This is a genomic window from Paracoccus sp. C2R09, assembly GCF_018860625.1.
In the GTDB taxonomy this organism is placed as follows: Bacteria; Pseudomonadota; Alphaproteobacteria; order Rhodobacterales; family Rhodobacteraceae; genus Paracoccus.
In genome coordinates this window covers 74,286-89,458 of record NZ_JAHKQB010000019.1, presented here as the reverse complement: position 1 = coordinate 89,458, position 15,173 = coordinate 74,286, and the positions used below count along the sequence as shown (strand labels likewise).

Annotated in this window: 17 protein-coding genes; 12 read left to right on the top strand and 5 right to left on the bottom strand. The window is 67.0% G+C overall.

Annotated elements, in window-relative coordinates; all coding sequences use genetic code 11:
* Positions 1-307: 307 nt before the first annotated feature.
* From ffh to rpmE, 8 genes are all read left to right on the top strand, one after another.
* Positions 308-1,804 carry a signal recognition particle protein gene (ffh, locus tag KO490_RS07840; protein WP_216018854.1) on the top strand — a complete coding sequence of 499 codons (1,497 nt, stop codon included), beginning with the start codon at positions 308-310 and terminating at the stop codon, positions 1,802-1,804.
* Positions 1,801-2,343: a GNAT family N-acetyltransferase gene (locus KO490_RS07835; RefSeq protein ID WP_216018853.1), complete on the top strand. Its 543-nt coding sequence runs from the start codon at positions 1,801-1,803 to the stop codon at positions 2,341-2,343. Before ffh ends, KO490_RS07835 begins: the two co-directional genes overlap by 4 nt.
* Positions 2,340-2,636: a chorismate mutase gene (locus KO490_RS07830; protein WP_216018852.1), complete on the top strand. Its 297-nt coding sequence runs from the start codon at positions 2,340-2,342 to the stop codon at positions 2,634-2,636. The genes KO490_RS07835 and KO490_RS07830 overlap by 4 nt, the downstream gene beginning before the upstream one ends.
* Positions 2,637-2,681: 45 nt before the next feature.
* Complete coding sequence (gene rpsP / locus KO490_RS07825) at positions 2,682-3,041, top strand: 30S ribosomal protein S16 (RefSeq protein ID WP_216018851.1); 360 nt, start codon at positions 2,682-2,684, stop codon at positions 3,039-3,041.
* A 65-nt stretch (positions 3,042-3,106) separates the two neighbouring features.
* A complete protein-coding gene (gene rimM / locus KO490_RS07820) occupies positions 3,107-3,619 on the top strand; it encodes a ribosome maturation factor RimM (RefSeq protein WP_216018850.1) in 513 nt (170 codons plus the stop codon).
* Positions 3,616-4,482 carry a tRNA (guanosine(37)-N1)-methyltransferase TrmD gene (gene trmD, locus KO490_RS07815; protein WP_216018849.1) on the top strand — a complete coding sequence of 289 codons (867 nt, stop codon included), beginning with the start codon at positions 3,616-3,618 and terminating at the stop codon, positions 4,480-4,482. The genes rimM and trmD overlap by 4 nt, the downstream gene beginning before the upstream one ends.
* Positions 4,483-4,484: 2 nt before the next feature.
* Positions 4,485-4,862, top strand: a complete 378-nt coding sequence (gene rplS, locus KO490_RS07810; protein WP_216018848.1) for a 50S ribosomal protein L19 — start codon at positions 4,485-4,487, stop codon at positions 4,860-4,862.
* An 11-nt stretch (positions 4,863-4,873) separates the two neighbouring features.
* Entirely contained in the window at positions 4,874-5,095 is a 222-nt protein-coding gene (gene rpmE, locus KO490_RS07805; protein ID WP_216018847.1) for a 50S ribosomal protein L31, read from the top strand.
* A gap of 67 nt (positions 5,096-5,162) precedes the next feature.
* Here rpmE and KO490_RS07800 read toward each other — a convergent pair whose 3' ends face one another.
* Positions 5,163-6,077 (bottom strand): acyltransferase family protein, encoded by a 915-nt coding sequence (locus KO490_RS07800; RefSeq protein ID WP_368500191.1) that lies wholly within the window; start codon positions 6,075-6,077, stop codon positions 5,163-5,165.
* Positions 6,078-6,165: 88 nt separating this feature from the next.
* Positions 6,166-8,160 carry a protein meaA gene (locus KO490_RS07795; protein WP_303463151.1) on the bottom strand — a complete coding sequence of 665 codons (1,995 nt, stop codon included), beginning with the start codon at positions 8,158-8,160 and terminating at the stop codon, positions 6,166-6,168.
* A 175-nt stretch (positions 8,161-8,335) separates the two neighbouring features.
* Here KO490_RS07795 and ccrA point away from each other — a divergent pair, with 175 nt between their 5' ends.
* Both ccrA and KO490_RS07785 read left to right on the top strand, forming a co-directional pair.
* Positions 8,336-9,622, top strand: a complete 1,287-nt coding sequence (gene ccrA, locus KO490_RS07790) for a crotonyl-CoA carboxylase/reductase (protein ID WP_216018844.1) — start codon at positions 8,336-8,338, stop codon at positions 9,620-9,622.
* A gap of 65 nt (positions 9,623-9,687) precedes the next feature.
* The gene (locus tag KO490_RS07785) at positions 9,688-11,217 is read left to right on the top strand and encodes an ATP-dependent RecD-like DNA helicase (protein WP_216018843.1); all 1,530 of its coding nucleotides are present in this window, start codon (positions 9,688-9,690) and stop codon (positions 11,215-11,217) included.
* Here the strand turns inward: KO490_RS07785 and KO490_RS07780 are convergent, their stop codons facing one another.
* On the bottom strand, positions 11,218-11,988 hold the full coding sequence (locus KO490_RS07780) for an EcsC family protein (RefSeq protein WP_216018842.1): 771 nt from the start codon (positions 11,986-11,988) through the stop codon (positions 11,218-11,220).
* 39 nt (positions 11,989-12,027) lie between these two features.
* Complete coding sequence (locus tag KO490_RS07775; RefSeq protein ID WP_216018841.1) at positions 12,028-12,525, bottom strand: GNAT family N-acetyltransferase; 498 nt, start codon at positions 12,523-12,525, stop codon at positions 12,028-12,030.
* Between the two features lie 112 nt (positions 12,526-12,637).
* On the opposite strand from KO490_RS07775, the gene KO490_RS07770 reads away from it, so the two are divergent.
* Both KO490_RS07770 and KO490_RS07765 read left to right on the top strand, forming a co-directional pair.
* A complete protein-coding gene (locus KO490_RS07770; RefSeq protein WP_216018840.1) occupies positions 12,638-13,240 on the top strand; it encodes a flavin reductase family protein in 603 nt (200 codons plus the stop codon).
* Positions 13,237-13,770, top strand: a complete 534-nt coding sequence (locus KO490_RS07765; protein ID WP_216018839.1) for an adenine phosphoribosyltransferase — start codon at positions 13,237-13,239, stop codon at positions 13,768-13,770. Before KO490_RS07770 ends, KO490_RS07765 begins: the two co-directional genes overlap by 4 nt.
* Here the strand turns inward: KO490_RS07765 and KO490_RS07760 are convergent.
* The gene (locus KO490_RS07760) at positions 13,767-15,164 is read right to left on the bottom strand and encodes an FAD-binding oxidoreductase (protein ID WP_216018838.1); all 1,398 of its coding nucleotides are present in this window, start codon (positions 15,162-15,164) and stop codon (positions 13,767-13,769) included. The genes KO490_RS07765 and KO490_RS07760 overlap by 4 nt on opposite strands.
* Between the last annotated feature and the right edge of the window lie 9 nt (positions 15,165-15,173).

The window sequence follows — 15,173 nt, the reverse complement described above, 5'->3', positions numbered from 1 at the left end:
CGACACGACCACCGGACCGCTTCGCGCGATCCGGTGGTTTCTTCGTCAGCGTGGCATCTGTCATCCGCATCTTCGGCCACCTGTCGGCCCATCGGCTGCGGCATGATCGCGATCCCCTGCCGCCCACGGCGGGGCGCCGCCCGCGCCGCCGACCACGGTGATTGACTCGGCCACGGGAATCCCCTAATCAAACCGGGATTCCCGGAAGGCCACCCTTCCGGTCCCCGCATGGCGCGGGGATCGCCCCCCGTCAGCGCGTCGCGCCCACGGGGGCATAACCGTATTGGAGCCATCAGGAGGCCCGGCCATGTTCGAGAACCTTTCCGACCGTCTTGGCGGCGTCTTCGACCGGCTGACCAAGCAAGGCGCCCTGTCCGAGGACGACGTCACCGCCGCCATGCGCGAAGTCCGCATCGCCCTGCTCGAGGCCGACGTCTCGTTGCCGGTGGCGCGCAGCTTCGTCAAGGCCGTCACCCAGAAGGCCACCGGCGCGGCGGTCACGAAATCGATCACCCCGGGCCAGCAGGTCGTCAAGATCGTCCATGACGAACTGATCAAGGTCCTTCAGGGCGAGGACGCCCCCGAGGCGCTGCGCATCGACAATCCGCCCGCCGCCATCCTGATGGTCGGCCTGCAGGGTTCGGGCAAGACCACGACCACCGCCAAGCTGGCCCTGCGCCTGAAGGACCGCGAGAAGAAGCGCGTCCTGATGGCATCGCTCGACACGAATCGTCCGGCGGCGATGGAGCAGCTGGCCATCCTGGGCCAGCAGATCGGCGTCGATTGCCTGCCCATCGTGCCGGGCCAGACCGCGCCCCAGATCGCCAAGCGCGCCAAGCAGCAGGCATCGCTCGGGGGTTACGACGTCGTGCTGTTGGATACCGCCGGCCGCCTGCATATCGACGAGACGCTGATGTCCGAGGTCCAGCAGGTCCGCGACATCGCCGACCCGCGCGAGACGATCCTGGTCGTCGACGGCCTGACGGGTCAGGACGCGGTGAACGTCGCGACCGAATTCGACGGCAAGGTCGGGATCTCGGGCGTGGTGCTGACGCGGATGGATGGCGACGGGCGCGGCGGTGCCGCCCTGTCGATGCGCCAGGTCACCGGCAAGCCGATCCGCTTTGTCGGCCTGGGCGAGAAGATGGACGCGCTGGAAGCCTTCGACGCGCAGCGTGTCGCGGGCCGGATCCTTGGCATGGGCGATATCGTCGCCCTGGTCGAGAAGGCGCAGGAAGTCCTCGAGGTCGAGCAGGCCGAGCGCATGATGAAGCGCTTCCAGAAGGGTCTGTTCAACATGAACGACCTCAAGGGCCAGCTGGAACAGATGCAGAAGATGGGCGGCATGCAGTCGATCATGGGCATGATGCCCGGCATGCAGAAGATGGCCAAGCAGGCCGAGGCCGCAGGTTACGATGATACCGTCGTGCGCCGGCAGATCGCGCTCATCAACTCGATGACCAAGAAGGAACGCGCCAATCCCGACATGCTGCAGGCCAGCCGCAAGAAGCGGATCGCCGCGGGCGCGGGCCTCGAGGTGTCGGAACTGAACCGTCTGCTGAAGATGCAGAAGCAGATGGGCGACACGATGAAGAAGCTTGGCAAGATGGGCAAGGGCGGCATGCTGAAGCAGGCCATGCGCGCGATGACAGGCAAGGGCGGCGGTCTGCCCGACATGGCCAACATGGACCCCGAAAAGATGGCCGAGGCCCAGAAGATGCTGCAGGACCCCAAGGGTCTGGGCGGTCAGCTGGGCAAGGCCGGTCTGCCCGGCGGCCTGGGCGGGATGTTCGGCAAGAAATGATCCAGTTGTCCCCCACCCCCCGGATCGAGACCGACCGGCTGGTGCTGCGTGCACCGGCGGCGGGCGACTGGCCGCATTGGCGGGACTTCATGTCCACCGACCGCGCCCGGTTCGTCCGCGACGGCGATTTCGACGAGGGCAAGGTCTGGCGCGCCTTCGGGCATGTCATCGGCCATTGGGTGATGCGCGGCTGGGGGATGTTCGCCATCACGGCGAAGGGTGACGACACGCCCATCGGCATGGCGGGCCCGTGGTTCCCCGCAGGCAAGCCCGAACGAGAGATCGGCTGGACGATCTGGTCCGCGGCCGCCGAGGGTCGCGGCTTTGCCCGCGAGGCGGCCGTTGCCGCGCGCGATCACGCCTTCGGCACGCTTGGCTGGGATACGGCCGTCAGCTATGTCGACACGCGCAACACGCGGTCCATCGCACTGGCCGAAAGGCTGGGCGCGACCCGCGACGATGCGGCCGCCGCGCCCGCTTCGGATCACCCCTGCCTTGTCTTCCGCCACCCGGCGGGTTCCGCGAAAGGTGCCGCATGACCGATCCCGCCCTCCGCGCAGCCGAGCTGCTGAAGGAACATCGCGCCAGCATCGACCGGCTGGACGCGATCCTCGTCTACACGCTTGCCGAAAGGTTCAAGCACACGCAATCGGTCGGCCGTCTCAAGGCCGAACACGATCTTCCGCCCTCCGATCCCGCCCGCGAGGCGACCCAGATCGAACGGCTGGAACGCCTCGCGCGCGAGGCCGATCTCGACCCGGAATTCGCGCGCAAATTCCTGAACTTCGTGATCGCCGAAGTCATCCGGCATCACGAAAGCTATCAGTCGTAAGGCGCCGCCGCGCCGCGACATCTGCCATTCAAAGGAGAAACTCAAATGGCCGTTAAAATCCGTCTCGCCCGTGGTGGTTCCAAGAAGCGCCCCCATTACGCAATCGTCGCAGCCGACACGCGCATGCCGCGCGACGGCCGCTTCCTGGAAAAGCTGGGCACCTACAACCCGCTGCTGCCGAAAGACAGCGAAGAGCGCGTGAAGATGGACATCGAGCGCGTCCAGCACTGGATCGCCCAGGGCGCCCAGCCGACCGACCGCATCTCGCGCTTCCTGGAAGCTGCCGGCGTGCGCGAGAAGGCCACGCGCCAGAACCTGAAGAAGGCCGTTCCGGGCGCGAAGGCGACCAAGCGCGCCGAAGAGCGTGCTGAAAAGGCGAACGCAGCTTCGGCCGACGCCGAGTGATGCAGGATGGCCCGGCGCACCCCGCCGGGCCATTTTCTTCCCGACAACCGCAAGGGCCATCAGCAATGACGGACAAGATCTGCGTCGGAGCCATTGCCGGAGCCTTCGGCGTCCAGGGCGAGGTTCGCCTGAAAAGCTTCTGCACCGAACCTGCGGATATCGCGGCCTATGGCCTGCTGACGACCGAGGACGGTCAGCGCAGCTTCCAGATCAGCCTGACACGCCCGGTGACCGGGGGCCTCGGGGCCCGCGTGACGGGTATTGCCACCCGCGAGGAGGCCGAGGCGCTGAAGGGCACGACCCTCTGGGCCCCGCGCGAGGCGCTGCCTTCGCTTCCCGATGACGAATTCTACCATGCCGACCTGATCGGGCTTCAGGTCTTCGATACCGGCGGCGTGGCGCTTGGCCGCGTCCGTGCGATCTACGATCACGGCGCGGGCGACATCCTCGAGGTGACGGGCCCCGCGGGTCAGATCCTGCTGCCCTTCACCCGGGCCGTCGTGCCGACCGTGGATCTGACCGCCGGCCGCATCATCGCGGACCCGCCGGGCGAGGATGCCGCGGAAGACGCCGAATGAGCCAGCCGCCCAAATCGCATGGCCGCCTGACGATCCGTCCCAGCCTGCGCCCCCGTGAACTGATGGCCGAGCCTCAGGTCCTGGGCGCATGGACCGCGCGGATCGTCACCCTGTTCCCCGAGGCGTTCCCGGGCATCCTGGGCCTGTCGCTGACCGGCAAGGCCCTGTCACAGGGCCTGTGGAACATGGAAACCGTGCCGCTGCGCGATTTCGGCGTGGGCCGGCACCGCAACGTGGACGACACGCCTGCGGGCGGTGGTGCGGGCATGGTGATCCGCGCCGACGTGATGGATGCGGCGCTGCGCCATGCGGCGGGCAACAGCCCCCTGCCCGTGATCTACATGTCGCCGCGCGGCAAGCCGCTGACCCAGGCGCGCGCGCGCGACCTGGCGCAGGGCCCCGGCGTCACGCTGATCTGCGGCCGCTTCGAGGGCGTGGACCAGCGGGTTCTGGACGCCCATGGGGTCGAGGAGATCAGCATCGGCGATTACGTCCTCACCGGAGGAGAGATCGCCGCTCAGGTCTTGATCGACACGACGGTCCGCCTTATACCGCGCGTGCTGGGGAATCAGGAATCGCTGGCCGAGGAATCCTTTTCCGTCGGCAATCGGGGACTTCTCGAGGCCCCCCAGTACACGAAACCCGCCCAATGGGACGGTCGCGAGATCCCCGACACGCTGCTGTCGGGAAATCACGCGGCCATTCATGCTTGGCGGGCAAGTGAGGCCGAAAGGCTGACCAAGGAACGCCGCCCCGACCTGTGGCGGGCATACCAGGACGGTATGGACCCGGCAAAGGACCGACAGCTCTCGGGCGCATCAGACCAATCGCGGAAACACCGCGAGCATGACAAGGAACCATAGCGATGAACCTGATCGCCCAACTCGAAGCCGAGCAGATTTCCGAGCTCGGCAAGTCGATCCCCGATTTCAAGGCCGGCGACACCGTGCGCGTCGGCTACAAGGTGACCGAAGGCACCCGTACGCGTGTGCAGGCCTATGAAGGCGTCTGCATCTCGCGCAAGGGCGGCAGCGGCATCAGCGCCAGCTTCACCGTGCGCAAGATCAGCTTCGGCGAAGGCGTGGAACGCGTGTTCCCGCTGTATTCGACCAACATCGATTCGATCGAAGTCGTCCGCCGCGGCAAGGTCCGTCGCGCGAAGCTGTACTATCTGCGCGATCGTCGCGGCAAGTCGGCCCGTATCGCTGAAAAGACCAACTACAAGCCCAAAGCCAACGCCTGAGAGGTCGCCCGATGAAAAAAGACATCCATCCCGATTACCACATGATCGACGTCAAGATGACGGACGGGACCGTCTATCAGACCCGTTCGACCTGGGGCGCCGAAGGCGAATCCATGACGCTGGACATCGATCCTACCACGCACCCGGCATGGAACGGCGGCAACTCGCGCCTCATGGATACCGGCGGCCGCGTGTCGAAGTTCAAGAACAAGTACGCCGGTCTGGGCTTCTGAACCTGCGCACCACGCGACACGGAAACGCCGCCCCTCGGGGCGGCGTCTTTCGTTGGGGGGGCACCTGTCAAGTCAGCAATCGCAGGACCGGACGGCGATGTTCGGCCCCCAGCCACCAGGCCAGCGCCAGGCTGACGGCCATCACGAATCCGGCCTTGGCATTCCCCTCCAGTCCGAAGCGGCTTGCGGTGATCATGATCAGGACATGAATGAAGTAGATGAAGGCCGCCATCGAGGCGAGCCTCTTGCCGTCCCATCCCCCGCGGATCTGTCCCGCCCCCAGGAACAGCAGCGGCGCGGCCAGGAACAGGCTGGCCATCGTGTCCACCCCGTAGCCGCCCCCCGCGACCCGGTACCACCACATGCTCTCGGCCACGACGCCCAGCAGCGACAGGGCGATCCAGGACACGCGGACATTGGGACGGGGCATCCCGGCCAGCAGCCAGCCCGAAGCGAAGAACGGGAAGATCACGAACAACCCGTTGCGATAGAAATCCAGCTCGATCGAGGCGCGCCCGGACAGCGTCAGGTATTCCAGCAAAAGCCCCGTCATCGCGCAGATCACCGCCGCGACGGCGATCACCGCGCGATTGCGCAGCACCAACACCAGCATCGCCCCGATGGCCAGCCCCGGCAGGAACCACAGGTGAAAATAGCCGAAGAAGAACAGCTGCGCCGCATGCCCGACCGAGGTGAAATCGGGCCCGTAGATCGGCAGATAGATCACCATCCACATCGCATAGAGCGACAGGATCCGCCCGATATAGGCCCCTGCCCTGCCCGACCGCATCGCCCCCAGAAAGAAGAACCCCGAAATCACCGCGAAGACCGGGACGGCCAGCCGGAACAGCCCGTTGATCAACGACTGATAGACCAGCGCCGGCGCGCCGTCCGGAAATCCGCTGTGCAGGGCGATCACGCTCAGCGCAAGAAGAAGGCGCAACGGGTCTATCGCGCTGTTTCTGTTGGTGGCTTCCGGCATCGAACCTCCGCATGCATTCCTGCCGGTTAAACAGCAGGGGGCGCGAAGGGTTCAAATCACCAGAACGCGTTCGGTATCTTTCCGCGCATCACGCGGCCACTGCCCCCGGTTCGGCCAATCCGACGATGTCGCGCATGATGGCGTTCAGCTGGAAATCCTTGGGGGTATAGACCCGCGCGACGCCCATTGTCCGTAACCGCGCGGCATCCTCGTCGGGGATGATGCCGCCCACGATCAGCGGCACATGCGACAGGCCGGCGGCCTCCATCCGCGCGACGACCTCCTCGATCAGCGGCAGGTGGCTGCCCGACAGGATCGACAGGCCGATGACATGGGCCTCCTCCTGCTGCGCGCGCGATACGATCTGTTCGGGCGTCAGGCGGATCCCCTCGTAGGTGATGTCCATTCCGCAATCGCGGGCGCGAAAGGCGATCTGCTCGGCACCGTTGGAATGCCCGTCCAGCCCCGGCTTGCCCATCAGGAACTTCAGCCGGCGCCCCAGCCGGGTGCTGACGGCATCGACCGCCTCGCGGATATCGTCCAACCCCTCGGTCCGGTTCGAGGGGCTGTCGGACACGCCGGTCGGTCCGCGATATTCGCCATGCACCGCCCGCATCACGCCCGCCCATTCGCCGGTGGTGACACCTGCCCGGGCCGCCTCGATGGATGCCGGCATGATGTTCGCGCCCTTCTGCGCGGCCACGCGCAGCGCGGCGAGGGCGGCCTCGATGGCCCCCTCGTCGCGTGCCTCGCGCCACGCCTGCAGCCGGTCGATCTGGTCCTGTTCCACTGCCGGATCGACGACCATGATGCCGCCATCCCCCGCCGTCAGCGGCGAAGGCTCGCCCTGCTCCCACCGGTTCACGCCAACGACGACCGTCTCGTTCGTCTCGATCCGCCCCAGACGCGCCGCGTTCGATTCGACCAACCGCGCCTTCATGTAATCGATGGCCGCGATCGCGCCGCCCATTCCGTCCAGCGCCGCCAATTCGTCCCGCGCACCCTGCTTCAGCTCCTCGACCCTGGCCGCGATGACGGGGTTGCCGTCGAACAGGTCGCCATATTCCAGCAGGTCGGTCTCGTAGGCCAGGATCTGCTGCATCCGCAGCGACCATTGCTGATCCCAGGGACGCGGCAGGCCCAGGGCCTCGTTCCAGGCGGGCAGCTGCACCGCCCGCGCCCGCGCGTTCTTCGACAGGGTGACGGCCAGCATCTCCAGCAGGATGCGATAGACGTTGTTCTCGGGCTGCTGTTCGGTCAGCCCTAGGCTGTTGACCTGCACGCCATAGCGGAAGCGGCGGAACTTCTCCTCCTCGATGCCGTATCGCTCGCGGCAGATCTCGTCCCACAGCTCGGTGAAGGCGCGCATCTTGCACAGCTCGGTCACGAAGCGGATGCCCGCGTTCACGAAGAAGCTGATGCGCCCGACCATTGCCGGGAACCCCTCTGGCGGGACCTTGCCCTTCAGGTCGTCCAGCACCGCGATGGCCGTCGCCAGGGCATAGGCCAGCTCCTGCTCGGGCGTCGCGCCGGCCTCTTGCAGGTGATAGGAACAGACATTCATCGGGTTCCATTTCGGCAGATGCGTGCGCGTATAGGCCGCGACATCCGTGATCATCGCCAGGCTGGGCGCGGGCGGGCAGATATAGGTTCCGCGCGACAGGTATTCCTTGATCAGATCGTTCTGGACCGTGCCCTGCAGGGCGGACACCTCCGCGCCCTGCTCCTCGGCCACGGCGATATACAGCGCGAGCAGCCAAGGCGCCGTCGCGTTGATCGTCATGGAGGTGTTCATCTGCTCCAGCGGGATCTGGTCGAACAGCGCGCGCATGTCGCCCAGATGGCAGATGGGCACGCCGACCTTGCCCACCTCGCCGCGCGCCAGGACGTGATCGCTGTCATAGCCGGTCTGGGTCGGCAGATCGAAGGCCACCGACAACCCCGTCTGCCCCCGGGCCAGGTTCGCACGATAAAGCGCATTCGACGCCGCCGCTGTCGAATGCCCGGCATAGGTCCGGAACAGCCAGGGCTTGTCCTTCTGGGTCATGTCATCACATCCGCAATAAAATTGCCTTTCACGGATCGTTACAGAAACAAAACTGCCGCGTCAATTCGCTGCGATGCGGAATACGCTGCGTCGCGGCGGACACAAAGTTGCGCATTAATATGAAAAACTATTGCTTTATTACTTTTACGACGGTAGCAAGATGACCATCAGCGGCGATTCCGCGCCGCAGCAAAGGGAAGGAGACGACACGATGGCCCTGGACGCCCCGAACCCGATCGCGCCCTATCAGGCGCCCGTGAAGGATCTCTACGACATCGGAGAGATGCCGCCCCTGGGCCATGTGCCCGCAAGGATGCATGCCTGGGCGATCCGCCGCGATCGTCAGGGCGAACCCGACAAGGCCATGCAGCTGGAGGTCGTGGAGACGCCAACCATCGACAGCAACGAGGTTCTGGTCATGGTGATGGCCGCCGGCGTCAACTACAACGGCATCTGGGCGGGACTGGGCGTTCCGATCAGCATGTTCGACGTCCACAAGCAGCCCTATCACATCGCGGGCTCGGATGCCTCGGGGATCGTCTGGGCGGTGGGCGACAAGGTCAAGCGCTGGAAGGTCGGCGATCAGGTCGTCATCCATTGCAATCAGGACGATGGCGACGACGAGCATTGCAACGGCGGCGACCCGATGTATTCGCCCTCGCAGCGCATCTGGGGATACGAGACGCCGGATGGCAGCTTCGCGCAATTCACCCGCGTCCAGGCCCAGCAGCTGATGCCCCGCCCCCGCCACCTGACATGGGAGGAATCGGCCTGCTACACGCTGACGTTGGCGACTGCCTACCGGATGCTGTTCGGCCATGAACCGCACGAGCTGAAGCCCGGCATGAACGTGCTGGTCTGGGGCGCGTCGGGGGGTCTGGGGTCCTATGCGATCCAGCTGATCAACGCGGCAGGCGGCAATGCCATCGGCGTCATCAGCGAAGAGGACAAGCGCGACTTCGTCATGGGCCTGGGCGCCAAGGGCGTCATCAACCGCAAGGAGTTCGACTGCTGGGGCCAGCTGCCCACCGTCAACACGCCGGAATACAAGGCATGGTTCGACGAGGTCCGCCGCTTCGGCAAGGCCATCTGGGACATCACCGGCAAGGGCAACAATGTCGATATCGTCTTCGAACATCCGGGCGAGGCGACATTCCCCGTCAGCACCTTCGTCTGCAAGAAGGGCGGCATGGTCGTGATCTGCGCGGGCACCACCGGCTTCAACTGCACCTTCGACGTGCGCTACATGTGGATGCACCAGAAGCGCCTGCAGGGCAGCCATTTCGCGCATCTGAAGCAGGCCAGCGCCGCGAACAAGCTGATGCTGGAGCGCCGGCTGGATCCCTGCATGTCCGAGGTCTTCCCCTGGGCGCAGATCCCGGCCGCGCATCTGCAGATGTATCGCAACCAGCACAAGCCGGGGAACATGGCCGTCCTGGTGCAATCCCCCACGACCGGGCTGCGCACCTTCGAGGACGCGCTGGCCGCCCGCGACTGAACACCGCCGGGGCCCCGCGATTGCGGGGCTTCGCTTTCCCGGTCCGCCGCGCTATTTCAGGGCGCATGACCCAGACATCCCCCGCCCTTACCCTTTCGCCCGACCAGGCCACCGCCTGGGACCGGCTGGCCGAGACCTTCCAGGAGGCGGGCATCGACCTGATCGCCGAGGAGGTCGCCCCCGCGACCGAAGGCAAGGGCCGCGTGATGGCCGTGATCGGCAAGGCGGGGTCGGGCAAGACACTGATCCTGTCGCAGATGACCAAGGCGCTGCTGGCGGCGGGCGTCGATCTGATCAGCCCCGACTGGGAGGGACGCCGCCGCAAGGACCGCCGGTCCGTCGCGATCCTGGCGCCCACGAACAAGGCGGCCTTCGTGCTGCGGATGCGCGGCGTTCCGGCCACGACGATCCACCGCATCCTCTATACCCCCGTCTACGACCCTGAATACGAAAAGATCGCCGAATGGCTGACCGGTCAGGGCGACCGCCCGAACATCGAGGCGCTGGAGGACGTGGCCCTGGATCGCGCGCTGGCCTTCTATCAGCAGCATGCATCCATTCCCGGCGCGCTGGCGGCGGCGGGCCTGCGCGGATCGGACTTTATCCGCGGCTGGAGCCGACGCGAGGAAGGGCTGGACGTGGGTCTCATCGACGAGGCGTCGATGCTGGACGAGAAGCAGTTCGACGACCTGCGAGAGATCTTCCCGACGCTGGTCCTGTTCGGCGACCCTGCGCAGCTGGCCCCCGTCGGGCAGTCGGGGGAAATGGTCTTCGACCGCCTGGCCCCGCAGCAGCGCCTGTATCTGGACCGCATCCACCGGCAATCGGATGACAGCCCGATCCTGGATCTGGCCCATGCGCTGGCCGATGACAGCCTGACCTTCGACGCGTTCGAGCGCATGATCCGCGACGCCGCCCGCCGCGACGACCGCGTGGTCTGGTCCGAACGCGTCGAAAGCGACCTCATGTCGCGCAGCCCCGTGCTGGTCTGGCGCAACGCGACGCGCATCCGCCTGATCCACGCCTTCCGCACCGCTTTCGGCGCACCGGGCGATGCCCTGCTGCCGGGCGAGCCGCTGGTCTGCGACGGGATCGAGCTGCCGCTGAAACATCGCAAGAAGCGCATCGACCTCGAGGCGCGGGGCCTGATCAAGGGGGCGCAGGTGGTCTATATGGGTCCGGGGCGCAAGCCGGGCTTTTCACGCCTGCATGTCATCGGGGCCGAGGATCCGCGCCTGTCCGCGGCATCCATCGTCAAGATCGAGCTGCTGGACGAAGAGGAACCCTTCATCCCCTTCGCCGCCCGCATGGGGGCGACCTTCCTGCACGGGGCCGCGATCACGATCCACAAGTCGCAGGGCTCGCAATGGCGCGACGTGCAGGTCTTCGCGCCCGACATCTCAGCCGCCGCATGGTCGAACCGGAACGAGGCGGGGATACAGCTGTGGAAGCGGCTGGCCTATGTCGCGATCACGCGGGCGCAGGAACGGCTGATCTGGGTGACGAAGCCGCGGCTTGCCCGGCCCTCGGCCCCCTTGGGCACGGACGATCTGCCCAGCCCCAACACCGCCCTGACGCTGGAGGGGCAGGAGTGATCAGCCCAAGGCCCGGATCCGCAGTCGCAACGCCTCGGCCAGGGCTTCGGGCGGCAGGCCGGTTTCGCTCGACAGCCGCATCAGCCCGAAATGCACGCGCGCCATTTCCTGGTAATACCGCGCGAAGGTATAGTTGATCCCGGCCCCCACGACCGCCCCGAGGACCGGCGCCGCCTGCGCCGCCATCTTCTGCCCGAGCGAGACAGACAAACGCGGTGCGACCTTGCTGATCAGCGATTGAACCGTCTGTCCGGTGACCGACATCCGCGCGGCCAGGAAGCCCAGATCGGTCGTGTCGTCATCCTCCATCGGACCGGCGGCGGCGAAGATGCGCAGGCATTCCTTGCGGACCTCCTCGTCGTCGGGGTCCAGACCGTGTTCCGCGGCAATGTCCAGCATCGCCCGCAGCAGAAGCGTGACGGTAAAGGGCAGCTCGACCAGCGCGCCCGCGAAGCCGCCGATGCCGCCCGCAGCCCCCGTCACGGTCGAGGCCACGCGGTTGAACATGTCGCCACGGTCCCGCGTGACGCGCCTGCTGCCCGATGCGGCCTTGAAGGCGCGCGACAGCGCCACCTGCGTCGCACCGTCCAGCCTGCTGCGAACGAAGCCCGGCAAGCGGTCCAGCAGCCCCTCGGCGCTGCTGCCCACCCGCGTCAGAAGGTCGATCCCGATGCCGCCCGCCTTCGCATGCCGCTGCGCAAGGCGGTCGATCTGGGCATGGACGGACGGGTCTGAGATCGGAGGCAGAACCATGGGGGTCTTGTCGGTCATCGCGGATCCTTCGGCATATCCGTTTGGCACGGGGGGCGGTCAGGCCGATGGCGCGGTATCGTCGCGCGTCACGGGGCCTGTCACATCAACCCATGCGCCGGGCCGCAGTTCCAGCCCCAGCACCCGGTCGGGATTCGTGGGGGGCGGCATCTCGACCTCGTCCAGCCGCGCGAAGCCGAAGCGCGAATAGTAGGGCGCATCGCCCACCAGAAGCACCCGCCCGAATCCCATGCCGCGCGCGCGTTCCAGGCTGTCGCGCATCAGCATCCCGCCCAGACCCTCGCCCTGCGCGGTGGGATGGACCGCGATGGGCCCCAGCAACAGAACACGACGCCCCGCCACGCGCACCGGCCAGAACCGGATCGCGGCCAGCAGGTGACCGTCGCTGCGCAGCGTCAGGCACAGGGGCCAGATCGGCGCCACCCCGTCACGCAGGCGATAGGACGACAGCGCCGTCCGCCCCGGCGCGAAGCACAGATCATAGAGCGCCTCGACCTCGGCGGTATCGGCGGGCGTCTCGGGGGTGATCCGGTACATGGCGCATCCTCGTCTCAACGGGCGGCGCATAGCACGGCGCTTTCCCATGCGGAACATTGCACATGCAGAAATCCGGTGGCAGTTTGGGCGCGCATCAAAGGAGAGGCCGATCATGTTCTATCGCCCCGAAGCCGGACACGGCCTGCCACACAACCCCTTCAACGCGATCGTCGCGCCCCGGCCCATCGGCTGGATCTCGACGCGCGGCGCGCAGGGCGACAATCTCGCCCCCTACAGCTTCTTCAATGCGGTGGCCTATGTCCCGCCGCAGGTGATGTTCGCCTCGACCGGGACCAAGCCCGACCGCAGCGGCACCAAGGACAGCATGGCCCAGATCATCGAGACGGGCGTCTTCTGCGTCAACATCGCGACGGGCGATCTGCGCGATGCGCTGAACGCGACCTCGGCCCCCCTGCCCGCCGGCAGTTCCGAGGCGGATGCCGCCGGCATCGAGATGGCGCCCTGCGACACGATCGACTGCCTGCGCGTGCGCAATGCCGCCGCATCCCTGGAATGCCGGATGACGCAGGTCGTGCCGCTGGCCGGTCAGGCGAATGTCGCGGTCTTCGGCGTGGTGACGGGCGTGCACATGCGCGACGACTGCATCGTGGACGGGCGCTTCGATCCGCGCACGGCGGGCGGCTGGATTGCGCGCCTGGGCTACAAGGACTATGCCGCCGTGACCGATTTGTTCGAGATGGAGCGTCCGGCATGAGCCGAAGCGTCAAGGATTACATCCGCAGCATCCACGACTTTCCCAAGGAAGGCATCATCTTCCGCGACGTGACGACCCTGTTCGCCGATGCGCGCGGGTTCCGCATGGCGGTTGACCAGATCCTGCACGGCTATGCCGGGGACCGGATCGACAAGGTCGTGGGCCTCGAGGCGCGCGGCTTCATCCTGGGCGGCGCGGTGGCGCATCAGCTGTCGACGGGCTTCGTGCCGATCCGCAAGAAGGGCAAGCTGCCCGGCACCGTCATCTCCGAGGCCTATCAGCTGGAATATGGCGAGGCGGTGATGGAGATCCATGACGATGCGCTGAAGCCCGGCGAACGCGTGCTGATCGTGGACGATCTGCTGGCGACCGGCGGCACCGCCGAGGCCAGCATCAAGCTGTGCCGCCGTCTGGGTGCCGAGGTCGTGGGCTGCGCCTTCGTCATCGACCTGCCCGATCTGGGCGGTCGCAAGCTGCTGGAGGGCATGGACATGCCGGTCCATGCCTTGTGCGAATTCGAGGGCGATTAAGCCAGGACCGCGCCGGGGTTCATGATGCCAAGGGGGTCCAGCGCCCCCTTGATGGCCCGCATGGCCGACAGGCGCACGGGATCGCCCCAACGGGCCAGATCCTGCGCCTTGAGCCGCCCCACCCCGTGTTCGGCGGAAAACGACCCGCCGCGTGCGACGACCATCTCGTGGATCATCCGCGACAGGTCGCGGCGGCGATCGTCATATTCCTCGCGCGGGCGGCCCTTGGCGGGGAACAGGTTGTAATGCAGGTTGCCGTCGCCCAGATGGCCGAAGCAGTTGATGCGCATGTCGCCCTGCCCCGCCATCATCGCCCCCGCATCCGCGATGAAGCGCGCCACCTCGGACAAAGGCAGGCTGATGTCGTGGCTGGCGATCGCGCCGACATGGCGGTTGGCCAGCGGGATATGTTCGCGCAGGGCCCAGAGATCCGCAGCCTGCTGACCCGATTGCGCGATGGTGCCGTCATCGACCAGCCCGGCCTCAAGGCCGGCGGTGAACAGCCCCTCCAGCGCGGCATCGGCCGACAGGCCCGCAGGCAGGCCGACCTCGACCAGGGCCATCCATTCGGGCGCGGGGTCGAAGGGCTGGCGCATGTCCGGGAATGCCTCGGCCAGAAAGCGCATTCCCTGCCCCGAGATCAGCTCGAACGCGGTGACGCCGCCCGCCATGCGCGCCTGCGCAAGCGACAGCAGCGACAGGGCCCCCGCGGGGCTGTCCACCACCATCATCGCGACGCCGGTTTCCGCAGGCACGGGCGCCAGCACCAGCGATGCGGCCGTGATCACCCCAAGGGTGCCTTCGGCCCCGATCAGCAGGTCGCGCATGTCGTATCCGGTATTGTCCTTCCGCAGACGCTGGAGGTCGCGCATGATCTCGCCCGATGGCAGAACGGCTTCGATGCCCAGGCACAGGGCGCGGGCATTGCCATGGCGCAGCACGTTGACGCCGCCCGCATTGGTCGACAGGACGCCGCCGATCTGCGCGCTGCCCTGCGATGCCAACGACAGCGGGAACTGGCGCCCCACCGCTGCCGCCGCATCGCGGGCCGATTGCAGGATCGCCCCGGCCTCGGCGATCATCACGCCTTCCTCGGGCCAGGTGGCGCGGATGGCGGTCATCCGTTCCATCGACAGGACGAGGGGCGCGGGGCCGTCGGGCATGACGTTGCCCCCGACCAGGCCCGTGCCGCCGCCACGCGGAACGACGGCCACGCGGGCTTCCGCGCAAGCGCGGATGACGGCGGCGCATTCCTCGGCATCGCGGGGGGCCGCGACAAGGCCCGCCTGCCCGCGGAAACGCCCGCGCGGTTCCTCGACATGGGCGGGGGTGACCTCGCGCAGGACGCCTTGCGGAAGGCAGGCGGCAAGGCGGTCGTCGGCGGGGTTCAGCATGGGCAACCT